General features: G+C 61.6%; 13 protein-coding genes and 1 pseudogene. 4 read left to right on the plus strand and 10 right to left on the minus strand.

What is annotated here, in order from left to right; translation table 11 throughout:
- The 9 genes and pseudogenes from HV796_RS29415 to HV796_RS29455 form a co-directional block, all read right to left on the minus strand.
- A pseudogene (locus HV796_RS29415) lies at positions 1–304 on the minus strand (acetaldehyde dehydrogenase (acetylating)); the annotation flags it as partial.
- Between the two features lie 140 nt (positions 305–444).
- On the minus strand, positions 445–870 hold the full coding sequence (locus HV796_RS29420; protein WP_175230593.1) for a DUF3331 domain-containing protein: 426 nt from the start codon (positions 868–870) through the stop codon (positions 445–447).
- A 41-nt stretch (positions 871–911) separates the two neighbouring features.
- Entirely contained in the window at positions 912–1,427 is a 516-nt protein-coding gene (locus HV796_RS29425; protein WP_175230596.1) for an Ohr family peroxiredoxin, read from the minus strand.
- Positions 1,428–1,452: 25 nt separating this feature from the next.
- Positions 1,453–2,244, minus strand: coding sequence for an SDR family oxidoreductase (locus tag HV796_RS29430; RefSeq protein WP_175230599.1), 792 nt, complete (start codon positions 2,242–2,244; stop codon positions 1,453–1,455).
- Positions 2,245–2,443: 199 nt separating this feature from the next.
- On the minus strand, positions 2,444–3,472 hold the full coding sequence (locus HV796_RS29435; RefSeq protein ID WP_175230604.1) for a LysR family transcriptional regulator: 1,029 nt from the start codon (positions 3,470–3,472) through the stop codon (positions 2,444–2,446).
- 107 nt (positions 3,473–3,579) lie between these two features.
- Positions 3,580–3,987: a cupin domain-containing protein gene (locus tag HV796_RS29440; RefSeq protein ID WP_175230607.1), complete on the minus strand. Its 408-nt coding sequence runs from the start codon at positions 3,985–3,987 to the stop codon at positions 3,580–3,582.
- A gap of 75 nt (positions 3,988–4,062) precedes the next feature.
- Positions 4,063–4,542 carry a carboxymuconolactone decarboxylase family protein gene (locus tag HV796_RS29445; RefSeq protein WP_175230610.1) on the minus strand — a complete coding sequence of 160 codons (480 nt, stop codon included), beginning with the start codon at positions 4,540–4,542 and terminating at the stop codon, positions 4,063–4,065.
- Between the two features lie 163 nt (positions 4,543–4,705).
- On the minus strand, positions 4,706–5,596 hold the full coding sequence (locus tag HV796_RS29450) for an RNA polymerase sigma-70 factor (protein WP_175230613.1): 891 nt from the start codon (positions 5,594–5,596) through the stop codon (positions 4,706–4,708).
- A 1-nt stretch (position 5,597) separates the two neighbouring features.
- Entirely contained in the window at positions 5,598–6,017 is a 420-nt protein-coding gene (locus HV796_RS29455; protein WP_175230615.1) for a VOC family protein, read from the minus strand.
- A 596-nt stretch (positions 6,018–6,613) separates the two neighbouring features.
- On the opposite strand from HV796_RS29455, the gene HV796_RS29460 reads away from it, so the two are divergent.
- Genes HV796_RS29460 through HV796_RS29470 form a run of 3 tightly spaced genes read left to right on the plus strand, consistent with a single transcriptional unit; the run spans position 6,614 to position 12,619 of the window.
- Entirely contained in the window at positions 6,614–7,864 is a 1,251-nt protein-coding gene (locus tag HV796_RS29460) for an efflux RND transporter periplasmic adaptor subunit (RefSeq protein WP_246356106.1), read from the plus strand.
- Between the two features lie 22 nt (positions 7,865–7,886).
- Entirely contained in the window at positions 7,887–11,024 is a 3,138-nt protein-coding gene (locus HV796_RS29465) for an efflux RND transporter permease subunit (RefSeq protein ID WP_175230618.1), read from the plus strand.
- Positions 11,024–12,619, plus strand: coding sequence for an efflux transporter outer membrane subunit (locus tag HV796_RS29470; RefSeq protein ID WP_175230621.1), 1,596 nt, complete (start codon positions 11,024–11,026; stop codon positions 12,617–12,619). The genes HV796_RS29465 and HV796_RS29470 overlap by 1 nt, the downstream gene beginning before the upstream one ends.
- A gap of 118 nt (positions 12,620–12,737) precedes the next feature.
- Here HV796_RS29470 and HV796_RS29475 read toward each other — a convergent pair whose 3' ends face one another.
- Positions 12,738–13,307, minus strand: a complete 570-nt coding sequence (locus HV796_RS29475) for a TetR/AcrR family transcriptional regulator (RefSeq protein WP_175230622.1) — start codon at positions 13,305–13,307, stop codon at positions 12,738–12,740.
- Positions 13,308–13,495: 188 nt separating this feature from the next.
- On the opposite strand from HV796_RS29475, the gene yghU reads away from it, so the two are divergent.
- A complete protein-coding gene (gene yghU / locus HV796_RS29480) occupies positions 13,496–14,371 on the plus strand; it encodes a glutathione-dependent disulfide-bond oxidoreductase (protein ID WP_175230625.1) in 876 nt (291 codons plus the stop codon).
- Positions 14,372–14,392 lie beyond the last annotated feature (21 nt).

The raw sequence follows: 14,392 nt of genomic DNA on the forward strand, positions 1-14,392 counted from the left end.
CCGGCGTCAGGTCGATCGCGAACTTTCCGGCCGCCGAGAAAAACGCGTTATGTTGCGCATGCGCGTACGCCGACGTCGCATCGAATACGATGTCAAATGCGTTGGCATGGGACTTCAGGAAGTCGATCCCTTCTGAGGATGTCTCGACGTGACGCTCTTTGGCAATCGCGAGACCGGTGCTCTTCGCATCGCGCCCAACCATGAACGCAAGATTGAAGACTTCCGATTCGATAACCTTGCACATCAGGTCGGTCCCGATCGTTCCGGAACCGATAATGGCAACCGACGTACGTGCAGCTTTCATTTCACGCCCCCCGAAAGTGAACAGGTCACACGCAGATTCACTGTGACAGGCGACAACATCGCCGGGATGATGATCACGCATTTCGCATCGCGCATCTGTCAACATTTGTGAACTGCGCGATCGGAGGGGAGTCGCTGCCGTCAGAGCATGAGTTGCACGAGTGGATCGCCGGATAGGCGCATGCAGGCAAGCGGCAACGCGCTAGCCAGAATCATATCGAACGCGTTGAGCGGTTTCGCACCGCCACGCACGACCGGTTTGTAAACCGCATCTCCACGGCACACCGGCATCCCTGTCAACCCGCAAACGCCAGGCCTACGCGCAAAACCGGCTCGCCATGTCTGATCCTGGTAACGGCCGAGCGTCGGGTCGCTCCATGAAACCAGCAGGGTCGACTCGGTCTGCCGTTCGATACGGCGAATAGTCGAAACATTGGCCATCGAGAATGGCGGCCGTTCGTCGAAATCGCACGATGCGTACGCCGCCCGGCGAATCGCGTGTGCGATTTCGGGAGCACGTCCGCGCAAGCCTTTGACGATATGCGACCAGCGGTCGATGCCATTCATATCCCACATCCCTTCGACTTCAGAATTGCAGACAGGCAGCGTTACGACTCACCCACCCGATCCGGTAGGACAAGCGCAACGATATTGTCGATTCCTTGTCGTGCCATCTTCGTATACGGACAAAATCGCTCTGTATTGCGAACCAGTTCTTCAGCAACGGCGCGCTCGACGCCCGGCAAATGGACCGACGTGCGCGTGCTCAGCATGAACAGGCCGTCCACCGGGTCGCGGTTGAAATCGACCGATACATCGACCGATGCATCGGGTATGCGGATGCCGAGCCGCTCGGCTAGCAGACTTAGCGCGCCATGAAGGCACGCCGCATACGCGGCGGCGAATAGCTGCTCCGGATTCGTGCCGCCACCCGGACCATCGAGCGCGACCGGCAAGCGCAGTTCGACGGCGAGATTGCCGTCGTCGGAACGTGCGATACCCGACGCGCGCCCATTCGATGCGCAGCCTCCCGTTACGGTGACGGTGGTCGAATACAGCGTTTTGACGTCTTTGCCGTGGTATTTGTCGAGCAACGTCAGCGGGAGGGGACGCAAATTCGGCATGGCGCGCGTGGTCCGTGCTTGCCGTTTATCGCGCGACCTGCGGCTTGGCTTGCGGCTTTTCCTGCGATTCCGCTTGCGACTGTGCGAACCATGTATCGAAGTGAGTCGCACCAAGGCGCGCATTCGCGCGCGGCACGAGCGTGTCGTCATCCAGCTCCGCGCCGAAGTATCGGGCCTGCGGATCTTCGATCACGTTGCGCGCATCGTCCGTCGCAATCAGATAACGGCGCACCAGTTCGGCAAGCCGCACGCGATCCGGGCCGGCAATCTCGACAACACCGTTACGCGGGGACTCAACCACAAAATCCGCGACGGCTGCCGCCACGTCGTCCGACGAGATCGGCTGAAAGAAGGCCGAGGGAATCCGTACGTTTTTCCCTTCGCTGCCCGATTGCGAAATACCGCTGAGAAACTCGAAGAACTGTGTCGACTGAATGATCGTGTACGGCACGCCCGATTCGCGAATCCGTTTCTCTTGCGCGATCTTGCCGCGAAAATAACCGCTTTGAGCAAGACGGTCCGTCCCGACGATGGATAGCGCGACGTGATGCTGTACGCCCGCCTCAATCTCCGCCGCAAACAGATTCCGGCCTGACGTCTCGAAGAATTCGAGCACGGCTTGATCTTCGAACGACGGTGAATTGGAGAGGTCGATCACCACGTTTGCGCCCACCAATGCGTCCCTCAGCCCTTCACCGGTGATGGTGTTCACGCCCGATGCAGGCGACGCTGCAATAACGGAGTGGCCGCGCGCGCGCAGGTTCTTCACGACTTTACGGCCAATCAGGCCCGTACCGCCTATCACTACGATGTTCATGGTCTTCCTTCATGAGCTTGTGTGGCCATCAGGCCATCCGCGATGTTCGGATCCGGTCAGCGCCATCGTGTCGCGCTGCCGGTGTTCTGCCGGATTCACCGCAAAGCGTATGGCGTCCGTGCAGCAATCATCGTAGGGGCGCATGCCATCAAACGGTAGCACCGCGATGCCACGCATGGTGTTGCCTGTGCGGCATCAATTAGCGTGTGACCGCCAACGGCATCGACGATAGACTCGTCACAGCCGCAGGCATCCTCGTCAAACAATCGAGATCGAGTTTCCTCGTGTGCTCGATCATGTAGTCGACGAAGACCCGGATTCTCGCCGGCAAATGTTTGCGGCTCAGATAGCAGATATAGTGGCCGCCGTCGTCCGGCGCATACTGCGACAGGCAACTGACAAGCTGTCCTTGCTCGATCAGATTGCACACCTGATAAGCCGGCAGCTGCGCGACGCCATGCCCGTCAAGCACCGCTTGCACGATCAGGTCCGGGTCGTTGAACGTATGCCGCGCAACCGGCAGGCGCCGGTACGGGAGACCGCCGACCTTGAACTCCCACTCCTTGACGCGGCCCGACGCCATCCGGAAGTTGATGCAGCGGTGCGCGGCCAACCCGTCGATATCGCATGGCAAGCCGTGAGCACACGCATATTCGCGCGATGCGCAAACGATCATTTGCATTGGTATCAGCTGCCGCGCGACGATTTCGCTATCCGCCAGTTGCCCGTCGCGAAACGACACGTCGATACGATCGGCGGTGAAGTCCGCGAGACGCTCGTTGAGCACCAATTCCAGCTTGATGTCCGGATACTGAGCGTGAAAGCCCCGCAGCAGCGGCGCAACAATCTTGCGGCCGAATCCGGGCGTCGAGCAGATGCGCAAGTGACCTCGCGGAGGTCCGTTGCGCAACTCGCGCATCTCTTCGAGCGCCCGCACGATGCGCTCGACGCCTGGCCGACAGTTCTCATAGAAGCGTTCGCCCTCGCGCGTCAGCGACGTGTTTCGCGTCGTACGAAGAAAAAGACGCGTATCGAGCTGGGCCTCAAGCTTCTGCACATTACGGCTGACCGATGAACGGCCGATGCCGAGGCGGTCTCCCGCTCTGGCAAAACTGCCTTCATCTGCAACAGCAAGGAAAGAGACGACGCCGGCATAACTGGTTGCAAAACTGCTGGCAAACGGATCATCGGCGCCGCTAACGCATCGTCGGGAGTCGGTGTCTGACATGGAAGCGCAAAGTAGTTGGGTCCACACCCACCTAGACGTTTGAGCGCCACCGTTTGTGACATCGACCGCCGTTTTTTTCCGCTGGATGTCGGCGGCGCGAGCCGCGCTTACTTGACAGGTACGAGAACCGGCGCGCCTTTTTTCTTCAGCAGCAGCACGAGAAACTTCGCCGGCTTGGTCTGACTCGCGTTGCGTCCCACGGTGTGGATATCGTTAGGGCCTTCATAGAAGGACTGCCCGGGCGTCAGCGTGACTTCCTTGCCGCCCTTCAACTGCATCACGATGGACCCTTCAAGCACGTAGACAAACGCATCCGCGTTGTGCCGATGCACCGGATCGACTGCGCCGGGCGGATACTCGACGGTGATCATCAGCGCTTCCTTGCCGGGGTAATCGGGAAGCGGCTGCGTCATCACAGGTGTGACGATGGCTTGGGGCGCCGCAGCGTGCGCCTGTCCGATCAACGATCCCGCTGCGACGAACGTGGCGATGGCAGTGGCTTTCAAGCGAAACATAATGCGTTCTCCAAAAGGACGCGGCCCGCGACGCGGGCCGACGATGGGCAAAGAAAACAGCAATGCGTCACGCATTCAGGCGAGGTTGGCCTTGTCGAGACCGTATGCCTTGTCGGCGGAACCGGGTGCGGTCCTGAATGCGACATTCGCACGATTCCAGCCGTTGATCGCCATCACAGCATAGGTCAAATCCGACAACTCCTTTTCCGAAAATTCGCCGCGCACACTCTCGTAAATGTCGTCAGGTACGCCGTGCTCGGGCAGTTTGGTCAGCACCTCCGTCCAGGCCAGCGCCGCACGCTCACGCGGTGCAAAGAGCGTCGACTCGCGCCAGATCGCGGTATGGTAGAGGCGCAGTTCACGCTCGCCGTGGAGGCGCGCCTCCTTTACGTGCATGTCTAGGCAAAATCCGCAACCATTCATCTGTGATGCACGGATTGAAACGAGGTCGAGAATCGTCTGTTCGATCCCGCAGTCCTTCACCTGATTGCTAAATGCCTGAAACTTCTTGAACAGCTCGGGCGATTGCTGAATGTAGTTGATACGCTGAGTCATGATGTCTCCTTGCGACGATAAACGGCGGTGGTCGTCATGGCGACGGCCGCACGAGATCATGTTAAGTCTGTAGCGCGCACAGCGCTAGATAGACGATTGGACTCACGGCGTTGCCCGTCAGGCACCAATCGATTACCGCCACGCGCTGCCGCGCCGGAGCGCTTCAGCGTTCGGGGGGAGTGCCGTGTGTCGCGGCAATCAGCGCTAGCTTGTCGGGATTGCGTTGAAGGAAGACACGAACGATGCGATGGCCATCTGTTTCGAACGATTGTGCCGATTCGAGCCTGCCGTCCAGAAAGCGCAATAGCGCCCACCGCCCATTGAGTTCGATAAACTCGAAGCGAAGCTCGCTTTTGAAACGCAGCAACGTCGCATAAAAAAGCTGCGCGATGCGCTTGCCGCCCACCAGCGGCTTCGGGAAGCTGATCACCTTGCCTCCGCCATCGCTGAACAGCATCGCGTCCTCGGCAAGCAACGCGTTGATCGTCGCGAAGTCGCCGCCCTCCACCGCCTGCGTGAAGCTCAGCAGCAAGCGCCGGTGGGTCTCGCGCGACACCTCGAAGCGCGACCACCCATCACGCAGTTGCGCTTTCGCGCGGCTCACCAGTTGACGGCATGCTGCCTCCGTTTTGCCGACCGCCCCGGCCACTTCGTCATAGTCCATATCGAACACCTCGCGCAGCAGGAACGCCGCGCGTGCCTCCGGCGTCAGCCGTTCGAGCAGCAGCATGAACGCGACCGACACGTCGTCGGCGCGTTCGCTGACCTCTTCCGGCGTAGCCGGCGACTCGCTCAACAGTGGCTCGGGCAGCCAGATGCCCGTGTACTGTTCGCGTTGAATCTTCGCCGCGCGCAGACGGTCGATCGACATCCGCGTGGTCACCGCGACCAGCCACGCTTCCGCGTTATCGATGCCGTCACGGGCCACCGAATGCCAGCGCAGCCAGACGTCCTGCACGATGTCCTCGGCTTCGGCCACGGACCCGAGCATCCGGTACGCCAGTTTCTGCAAACGTGGGCGGAGCGGATCAAACGCGTGGAGGTTCTCGTCCATATCAGCGCACGCGGTAACCGCGCTCCTGGAGCGTCCAGGTGTTGCCGTCCGGGTCTTCAAAGTCCGCAAAGCTCGCGTAATCGCGACGCTCAGCATCGAGCCCCGGACTCCATCCGCCGGCCCATGTATCGAGCGGCGCCTTGTGCCGGAACGCGCCGACCGCGACGCCCCGTTCGATCAGCGCCTCCCGTTCGGCCGCGAGGTCGGCCGTGACGAGATACAGGTTACGCACTCGCGCGGGCGAGTCGGCGGCCACCAGTTGCACCGAACACGACGACCCGGGCGGCGTGAGCTGGACGACCCGGAACGTCGGAGTCGGATGATAGTCGACATCGAGATTGAAACCGACCTTCTCCTTATAGAAGGCAAGCGCGCGGTCGACGTCGGCAACCGGCAGCGAAACGACTTCCAGGGCAAGCATGACGGCTCCTGCGAGAGTGGGTCGACGCTATCGTAGGTGGGGAGCGTGCGCCGTAAGGGCGCGAGGGTGAGCGGTCGACGTTGAACAAATCACGAGGATAGCTCGAATCGGGTGAAGCCGGCAAAACCTCGCCGCAGCCCTTGTAATGTAGGGCAATTGCATGGCCGAACACGAAAAAAAAACGCACGAGCGAGGCTCGTGCGTGACAACAACAAAAGGCCAAAGGTATGGAGGGAGTCGTCCTTCTGTTGTGGCGCCAAGATTACCGTATCGGACCCCCGCGGATATATCCAGCTCGCTTGAATTCACTTGCCGACACGCGTGAACAATCTCGCGAACGCCCGCCAGACATGAGGTTCAGCCCATCTGAAGCGCAGCGATCGCAACGCTTGATCAAATTTGCCTTGACCATTTAGATTACACATGCAATCTTTCTGCACGATTAGAAGGTCAATAACATCTATACGATCGCGAAACCGCACGCCTCTCGCGCACGCGGTCCACGTGGATGCAAGCCTTCCTCGCACGGCATGACAGATCACGCCCGTGCACCGATCGTTCAGATGGCTCGTCAACATTGCCAAGGATGCAATCAGGTGGATACGGAAACACAACTGCAAGACGATCGGGTGCAGGAGCGCGACGCCCAACGCACCCGCAAGCGTTCGCCGCTGAAAAGCTGGAGCGCGGTGCTGCTCGCGATGGCTGCGATCAGCGGCGGCTGGTGGCTATACCTGCACCGCGGCGGTAACGCGTCTCCTGCGGCTGGGCAGCCCGCCGCGCAGCCGGAAGTGACGGTGAGCAAGCCACTGCTGGAAAATCTCGACACGCGTCTTGGCTTTCTCGGGCAATACTCAGCGGTCGATCAGGTTGAGCTTCGCGCGCAGGTCGGCGGCACGCTGACGGGCATTGACTTCAAGGACGGCAACATCGTTCATAAGGGCGATCTGCTGTTTACGGTCGACCCCGTGCCCTATGAGATCAAGCTCGCGCAGGCCAAAGCGCAGCTCGAAAGCGCAACCGCGAGGCGCGTGCTCGCAGACCAGGAGTTGCGCCGCGCCCAGGAGCTCGAGCGCAACGACGCGGGAACGGTCGAAAACGTGCAGCAACGCACATCGGACCTGAACGCCGCGCAGGCCGCCATAGACGATGCCCAGGCGCAGATTCGCGATGCACGCTTTGACCTCGATCATTGCCGGATCACCGCGCCGTTTACCGGCCGCATCGGCAGGCACCTGGTGTCGATCGGCAATCTGATCGCCGGCAGCCGCGCGGCCACCAGTCCGACCACCCTGTTGGCGACCCTCGTGTCACTCGATCCGATTTATCTGGATTTCGACATGAGCGAGGCCGATTTCAAAACGTTCACCCGTTACCGGACCAACGTGAAAGCCCCGCTCGCGAACAAAGTCGAGCTGATGTCGGGCAACGGTAACGATACGGTCGCGACACGGCAAGGGACGCTTGACTTCGTCGACAACGTACTGGACCGCTCGAGCGGCACCATCCATGCGCGCGCAACGGTTGCCAATCCGGACCTGCGCCTCACACCGGGCGAGTTCGCGCGCGTGCGCCTCGCCGTCGCGGCGCCGGAGCCCACCTTGCTCATCCCCGACGCGTCGGTGCTGCCCGATCAGTCAGAGCATATCGTGCTGACGGTCGCCGCGGACGGCACGGTCGTGCCGAAGCAGGTGGAAGTGGGCGATCTGCGCGGCGGACTGCGTGTGATCCGGTCCGGCCTGACGCGCGACGACCGCGTCATCGTCGACGGCCTGCCCTATGCGGCGCCCGGCTCCAAGGTGAAGACGCGTGACAGCGCGCTTCGCTACGCGGCCAAACAGGACTAGCCGAACAGGACCGAACGAAGCCATGCGCATCGCCCATTTCTTTATCGACCGCCCGCGTTTTGCGACGGTGGTCAGTGCCTTCCTGACGTTGATCGGCCTCGGCGCAATGTTCGTATTGCCCGTCGCGCAATATCCGGAAATCGTTCCGCCGACCGTGCAGGTGACCACGACCTACCCCGGTGCGTCGGCGGAAACGATCGCACGGACGGTCGCGACACCGCTCGAGCAGCAGATCAACGGTGTCGAAAACATGCTCTATATGAGCAGCCAGTCGACCGGCGACGGCAAGCTGACCGTCACGGTGACGTTCCGCATCGGCACCGATCTGAACGTCGCGCAAATGCTCACGCAAAACCGCGTGCAGGACGCTTTGCCGCGCTTGCCCGACGATGTTCAGCGACTCGGCGTGCAGGTCAGAAAATCGACGCCCAGTATTTTGCTGGCCGTGCATCTGGATTCGCCGGACAAATCGCGGGACACGCTCTATCTGTCCAACTACGCGACGCTACATGTGAAAGACGCATTAGCCCGCTTACAAGGGGTCGGCGATGTGCAGTTTATCGGTGGCCGCGAATACGCGATGCGTATCTGGGTCGATCCGGACAAGGCCGCCGCAAGCAACCTGAGCGCCGGCGAAGTGCTCGCCGCGCTGCGTGCGCAGAACCTGCAGGTTTCCGCAGGCGTGCTGAACCAGCCGCCGACCAGGAGCAATGCCGCTTATCAGATCAACGTCGAAGCGCTCGGCCGCCTGTCCACGCCGGATCAATTCGCCGACATTGTCGTGAAATCGGACCCACAAGGGCGCGTCACGCATATTCGCGATATCGCGCGCGTCGAGGTCGGCGCCGCCGACTATGGATCGACCGCGTTCATGGACCGCAACAACGCGGCGACCATGCTGATCTACGCCGAACCCGGTGCCAATTCGCTGGCGGTCGAACAGGAAGTGTTGTCCACGATGCGCGACCTGAGCCGCGACTTCCCGCCAGGTGTCGAGTACAGGATCATCTACGACCCGACGATCTTTATCGGCAAATCGGTCCACGAAGTCGTGTTGACGATTTTCGTCGCGATCCTGCTGGTGGTCGGCGTGGTCTTTCTGTTTCTGCAGAACTGGCGCGCGACGATTATTCCGGTGGTGGCCATTCCGGTTTCGCTGCTGGGTTCGTTCATTGTGCTGTCAACCTTCGGCATCTCGCTGAACAACCTGTCGCTATTCGGACTGGTGCTTGCGGTCGGTATTGTGGTCGACGATGCGATCGTGGTTGTTGAGAATGTCGAGCGTAATATGCGTGGGGGTATGTCTCCGGTGGAAGCCGCACACCGGACGATGGACGAAGTGGGCGGCGCGCTGCTGTCGATCGCGCTGACACTGTGCGCAGTGTTTGTACCGTCCGCGTTCCTGAGCGGTATATCCGGGTTGTTCTTCCGCCAGTTCGCGGTGACGATCGCCGCATCGACGGTGATTTCCTGCTTCGTATCGCTGACGCTGAGTCCCGCACTCTGCGCGGTGCTGTTCAAACCGCATGCCGTGCACGATACGCGTCCGGCAGGGTGGGCTTCACGGCTGCTGCACGCCGGCTTCGAGCGGTTCAATCACGGTTTTGAAAAGCTGTCGTTCGGCTACGGCAATCTCACGAAGCGTCTGGTTCGCGGCCTGACTGTGATGCTCGCCCTCTATGTCGTGTTGATCGGTCTTGCGGCGGTCGAGTTCTCACGCACACCGACCGGCTTTATTCCTGAGCAGGATCAGGGCTATCTGATCACGGTCGTGCAATTGCCGCCGGGCGCATCGCTCGAACGCACTGAAAAGGTCGTACGCAGTGCCATCGACATCATTCTGTCGACGCCCGGCATCGAGCACGTTGCGCCGTTCGTCGGCCTCGACGCAACGACACTGACGGTCGCGTCGAATTCGGGAACCATCTTTTCCGGATTACCGTCGCTGTACAACCACGAGCTTCCCGGCGTGACCGCGGAAACGGTGCTCGCCGACTTGCGCAAGCGCCTGTCGGTCATTAAAGACGCGTACGTGCTGACCATTCCACCCCCGCCTGTCCAGGGCATCGGCAATGCAGGCGGCTTCAAGATGATGCTCGAAGACCGCGCGGGGCTCGGGCCGGATGCGCTCGTGCACGCCGCGAAAAGCCTCGTCGCCGCAGCCAACAAGGACCCGGATTTCGCCGGCGTGTTTACGCTCTTCAATGCGGGGTCGCCGTCGGTGTTCGCGGATATCGACCGCGTCAAGGCGGAAAAAGTCGGACTCACGCCAACCGACGTTTTCTCGACGTTACAGGTGTACCTCGGCTCGCAGTACGTGAACGACTTCAACTATCTCGGCCGCACTTACGAGGTGATCGTTCAGGGCGATGGGCCCTATCGAGGCAGCGCCGAAGACATCACGCGACTCAAGGTACGCAATCAGTCAGGCGAAATGGTGCCGATCGGCACGGTCGCGCGGATGGAAACCCGCACGATTCCGTATCGCGTGCCGCGCTACAACCTGTATCCGGCCGCGGAAGTCCAGGGCGTCGCCGCACCGGGCGTCGCGACCGGCACCGCGTTGCACCGGATGGAAGAGCTCGCGCACCAGGTGCTGCCGCAAGGAATCGGCTTCGAGTGGACCGAACTCGCCTATCAGCAGCAACAGCGCGGTACGCCGACGTTACTGGTGTTCGGTGCGGCCGCACTGTTCGTGTTCCTCGTGCTGGTCGCGCAGTATGAAAGCTGGAAACTGCCGCTCGCGATCGTGCTGATTGTGCCGATGTGCATTCTTGCATCGGTGACGGGGCTCGCGATTCGCGGCATGCCGATCGATATCCTCGCGCAAATCGGCTTCGTCGTGCTGGTCGGGCTCGCCGCGAAAAACGCGATTCTGATCGTCGAGTTCGCGCGACAGAAAGAGGATGACGGCTCGTCGCCGGCAAGCGCCGCCGTGCATGCGGCGCGCACGCGCCTGCGGCCAATCCTGATGACGTCGTTCGCCTTTATCCTCGGCGTCGCGCCGCTCGCGGTCGCGACCGGCGCGGGCGCTGAAATGCGGCAATCGCTGGGCACCGCGGTGCTGTTCGGCATGCTCGGGGTCACCGGCTTCGGCCTGCTGTTTACGCCAGCGTTTTATGTCTTCATTCGCAAATTCGGTCGTAGGGAGCGCACGTGATGGCTTTTGTCTTGTTTGATGCCGCGCCGTCACCTGCCGCGCGATCCGAACCATCAGGTTTATCGTCGCCGGTTCGCATACCTGTCACAGATGTCAACCTTCAGGCTCGACGCCGGATCGTCGGTATCGCATCGGCGTTGACATTGGCGGCGACGCTCGCGGGTTGCGCGGTCGGGCCCGACTATGTGAAGCCGGCGCAGCAGTTTGCGCCCTTCCACAACCGGATCTCCACCGCCGAGCAGACCGGACCCGTTGCGCCGCCACCGCTCGACACGTGGTGGACCGGCTTTAACGATCCGATGCTGATCACGATTGTCCAGCGAGCGCTGGCGCAGAACCTCGATCTCGCAGCTTCATTCGCCCGCGTCCAGCAGGCACGCGCGGCCGCCGCGGCGGCCGGCGCGCAGCTGCTGCCGACGGTCGATCTGGACGCCGCGGCGTCAATCGAGCATCAAAGTACGGTCAGCCCGCTGGGTTCGGTCGCCAGCACCTTCCCCGGCTACTCGCGCGATCAGCGTGAGTACACCGTCGGCGCCGCGGCCAGTTGGGAAATCGACCTGTTCGGCGGCTTGCGGCGCGACGCCGCGGCGGCGCGAAACGAGGCGCAAGCCGCGGACGCCGACCAGTTGGGCACCCGCGTCACCGTGGCGGCGGACGCGGCCGACGCGTATATGCAGATCCGCGGGTTCCAGGCCCGCCTTGTGGTTGCGCAGGATCAGATCGATACCGACGCGCGCCTGCTCGAACTGGTGCGCGTGCGGCGTCGGGCTGGCGCGGCGGACGAACGGGAAATCGCGCAGGCCGACGCGCTGCTGAAGCAGGCCAGAACGATCGTGCCGACGCTGCGCACCGCACTGGAAGCGCAATTGAACCGCCTCGATGTGCTGATGGGTGCGCAGCCCGGCACCTATGCAAAGGAACTATCGCAACCCGGCGACATTCCGGGCATTCCATCGATCGACGACAACAGTCAGCCATTGGACGTGCTGCGCCGCCGGCCCGACGTGATCGCCGCCGAACGCCGGCTTGCGGCATCGAACGAAAGGATAGGCGCGGCGATTTCCGACTATTACCCGAAGATTTCGATCTCCGGTTTGCTCGGCGTCGACAGCATCAGCTCAGGCGATCTGTTTACCGCGCGCGCTTTTCAGCCTGCGGTGACAGGCGGCCTGCGCTGGCGCCTGTTCGACTTCGGCAAGGTCGATGCCGAAGTCGCGGCCGCACGCGGCGCGAATGCGCAAGCGCTCGCTCAATACCGTCAAACGGTGTTGAAAGCGGCCGAAGATGTCGAGAACGCTTTCACGACGTTATCGCAGACGGACACGCGCCGCCACGAACTTGAGGACGAAGTGGCGGCGCTAAAGCGCTCGCGCGATCTTTCCGAGCGCGCGTACAAGGCCGGCGCGATCACGTTGACCGATGTGCTCGACGCTGACCGTCAATTGCTGTTTGCACGCGACGATCTCGATGGCACTCGCGCGGATGCCGCTCGTGCCGCGGTGGCCACGTTCCGCGCACTGGGTGGAGGGTGGCAGGTCGATGCGACGCCGCAAATCGCCAGCAGCGACGCGACGAAGGCTGCTACGCCGCGTTGATATCGCGAGTCATCAGGATGTGCAGCGGCGTGAGCGGATCAGCAGATCGAAGCCCTGCTGCCGTATTGAGTCGAAACGCGAGCTGGAAAACGAGCCGAAACGCGATCGGAAACGCGCTTTACGGATATAGCGACTTGCGCGCGTCGCGCAGTATCGACGCCGACAGTGCATCATCGTTGACCATCCGCGCGATACTCAACGCGCCGACCATCGTCGACAGCATGACCCACGCTTTCTTTCGCGCAGCGGCCACCGGCATATCGGGCAGCTGCGCGACAAGCAGCTCGACAACTTCCGTCAGACCCGAGGTCACGACCGCGCGGACCTCGTCACTGCAGCGCGTCAGCTCGCCGGATAGCGCGACGAACGGGCAGCCTTCCATCACGTTGTCGCGATGTTCGGTCGAAAGATACAGGTCGACGATGCCCTTGAGGCCGCGGCCGGCCGGTGGCGCATCCGACGCTTCGTGCAGCTTGTCACGCAGCGCGTCGACCGCAAGCGCGACCGATTCCTGTACGACCTGCTCCTTCGACGCAAAGTGTTTGTAAAACCCGCCGTGCGTCAACCCGGCTTCGCCCATGAAGTCTGCAAGACCCGTGCTGCCGATACCTTGCAAACGGAACCTGTTCGATGCGGCTTCAACAATGCGCTGCCGTGTTTCGGCGGCTTCCTGCCGTGACTTTCTCATGGCTGCGATCTCCATCTATGCCGTGGGCGTCGGATCTCCAATAGCTTGGATTGACTATAACATCCAATCGCACCGGCACAGTACTTGCGGCGCATAAGTTTCCATGCCTAATCAGCTTTCAGCGCGTTATGTGGCGATTTGCTAAGCTTGCCCGACATGCAATTCTCAAAGTAAGGAGACTTAAAGCAATGACGCAATCATCCGAATACCACCCCCCTAAAGTCTGGGCGTGGACCCAACCCAACGGCGGTCAGTTCGCCAGCATCAACCGGCCGGTTTCCGGTCCCACGCATGACAAGCCGCTGCCCGTCGGCCGTCATCCATTGCAGCTTTATTCGCAGGGCACGCCGAACGGCGTCAAGGTCACGGTCATGCTGGAAGAGTTGCTCGCGCGGGGTCACCGCGGCGCCGAATACGATGCGTGGCTCATTCGAATCGGCGATGGCAACCAGTTTGGCAGCGGCTTCGTCGAAATCAATCCGAATTCGAAAATTCCCGCGCTGGTGGATCGTAGTGGCGCCACGCCTGTCCGTGTGTTCGAATCTGGTGCGATCCTGCTCTATCTCGCGGAGAAGTTCGGCGAGTTTCTGCCGAAAGACACGGCCAAACGGGCTGAATGCCTGTCATGGCTGTTCTGGCAGATGGGCAGTGCGCCGTATCTCGGTGGCGGCTTCGGGCATTTTTATGCATACGCGCCAGCGAAGATGGAGTATGCAATCGACCGCTTTGCGATGGAAGTGAAGCGTCAACTCGACGTGCTCGACAAACAGCTGGCGAACCACGAGTACGTGGCCGGCGACGAATACACGATTGCCGATATCGCGATCTGGCCTTGGTACGGCGGCCTCGTCAAAGGCAGGCTGTACGACGCAGCCGACTTCCTTTCGGTGCAGGACTATCAGCACGTGCAGCGCTGGGCCGATGCGATCGACAAACGCCCCACTGTGCGACGCGGACGAATGGTCAATCGGACTTCGGGCGAACCGTCCGGCCAGTTGCTCGAGCGCCATGACGCGGCCGACTTCGAGACACGCACGCAGGACAAGCTGTCCGCGCAAACGTAACGCGCGTTGCCGGGCATGGCG

Origin of the sequence: Paraburkholderia humisilvae (genome assembly GCF_902859855.1) — a bacterium.
GTDB classification, from domain to species: Bacteria; Pseudomonadota; Gammaproteobacteria; order Burkholderiales; family Burkholderiaceae; genus Paraburkholderia; species Paraburkholderia humisilvae.

Coding starts and splice junctions, on each gene's coding strand:
- HV796_RS29465 (WP_175230618.1), top strand. CDS start 7,887: ATGCGCATCGCCCATTTCTTTATCGACCGCCCGCGTTTTGCGACGGTG.
- HV796_RS29420 (WP_175230593.1), bottom strand. CDS start 870: ATGAATGGCATCGACCGCTGGTCGCATATCGTCAAAGGCTTGCGCGGA.
- HV796_RS29435 (WP_175230604.1), bottom strand. CDS start 3,472: ATGTCAGACACCGACTCCCGACGATGCGTTAGCGGCGCCGATGATCCG.
- HV796_RS29445 (WP_175230610.1), bottom strand. CDS start 4,542: ATGACTCAGCGTATCAACTACATTCAGCAATCGCCCGAGCTGTTCAAG.
- HV796_RS29475 (WP_175230622.1), bottom strand. CDS start 13,307: ATGAGAAAGTCACGGCAGGAAGCCGCCGAAACACGGCAGCGCATTGTT.
- HV796_RS29440 (WP_175230607.1), bottom strand. CDS start 3,987: ATGTTTCGCTTGAAAGCCACTGCCATCGCCACGTTCGTCGCAGCGGGA.
- HV796_RS29450 (WP_175230613.1), bottom strand. CDS start 5,596: ATGGACGAGAACCTCCACGCGTTTGATCCGCTCCGCCCACGTTTGCAG.
- yghU (WP_175230625.1), top strand. CDS start 13,496: ATGACGCAATCATCCGAATACCACCCCCCTAAAGTCTGGGCGTGGACC.
- HV796_RS29455 (WP_175230615.1), bottom strand. CDS start 6,017: ATGCTTGCCCTGGAAGTCGTTTCGCTGCCGGTTGCCGACGTCGACCGC.
- HV796_RS29470 (WP_175230621.1), top strand. CDS start 11,024: ATGGCTTTTGTCTTGTTTGATGCCGCGCCGTCACCTGCCGCGCGATCC.
- HV796_RS29425 (WP_175230596.1), bottom strand. CDS start 1,427: ATGCCGAATTTGCGTCCCCTCCCGCTGACGTTGCTCGACAAATACCAC.
- HV796_RS29430 (WP_175230599.1), bottom strand. CDS start 2,244: ATGAACATCGTAGTGATAGGCGGTACGGGCCTGATTGGCCGTAAAGTC.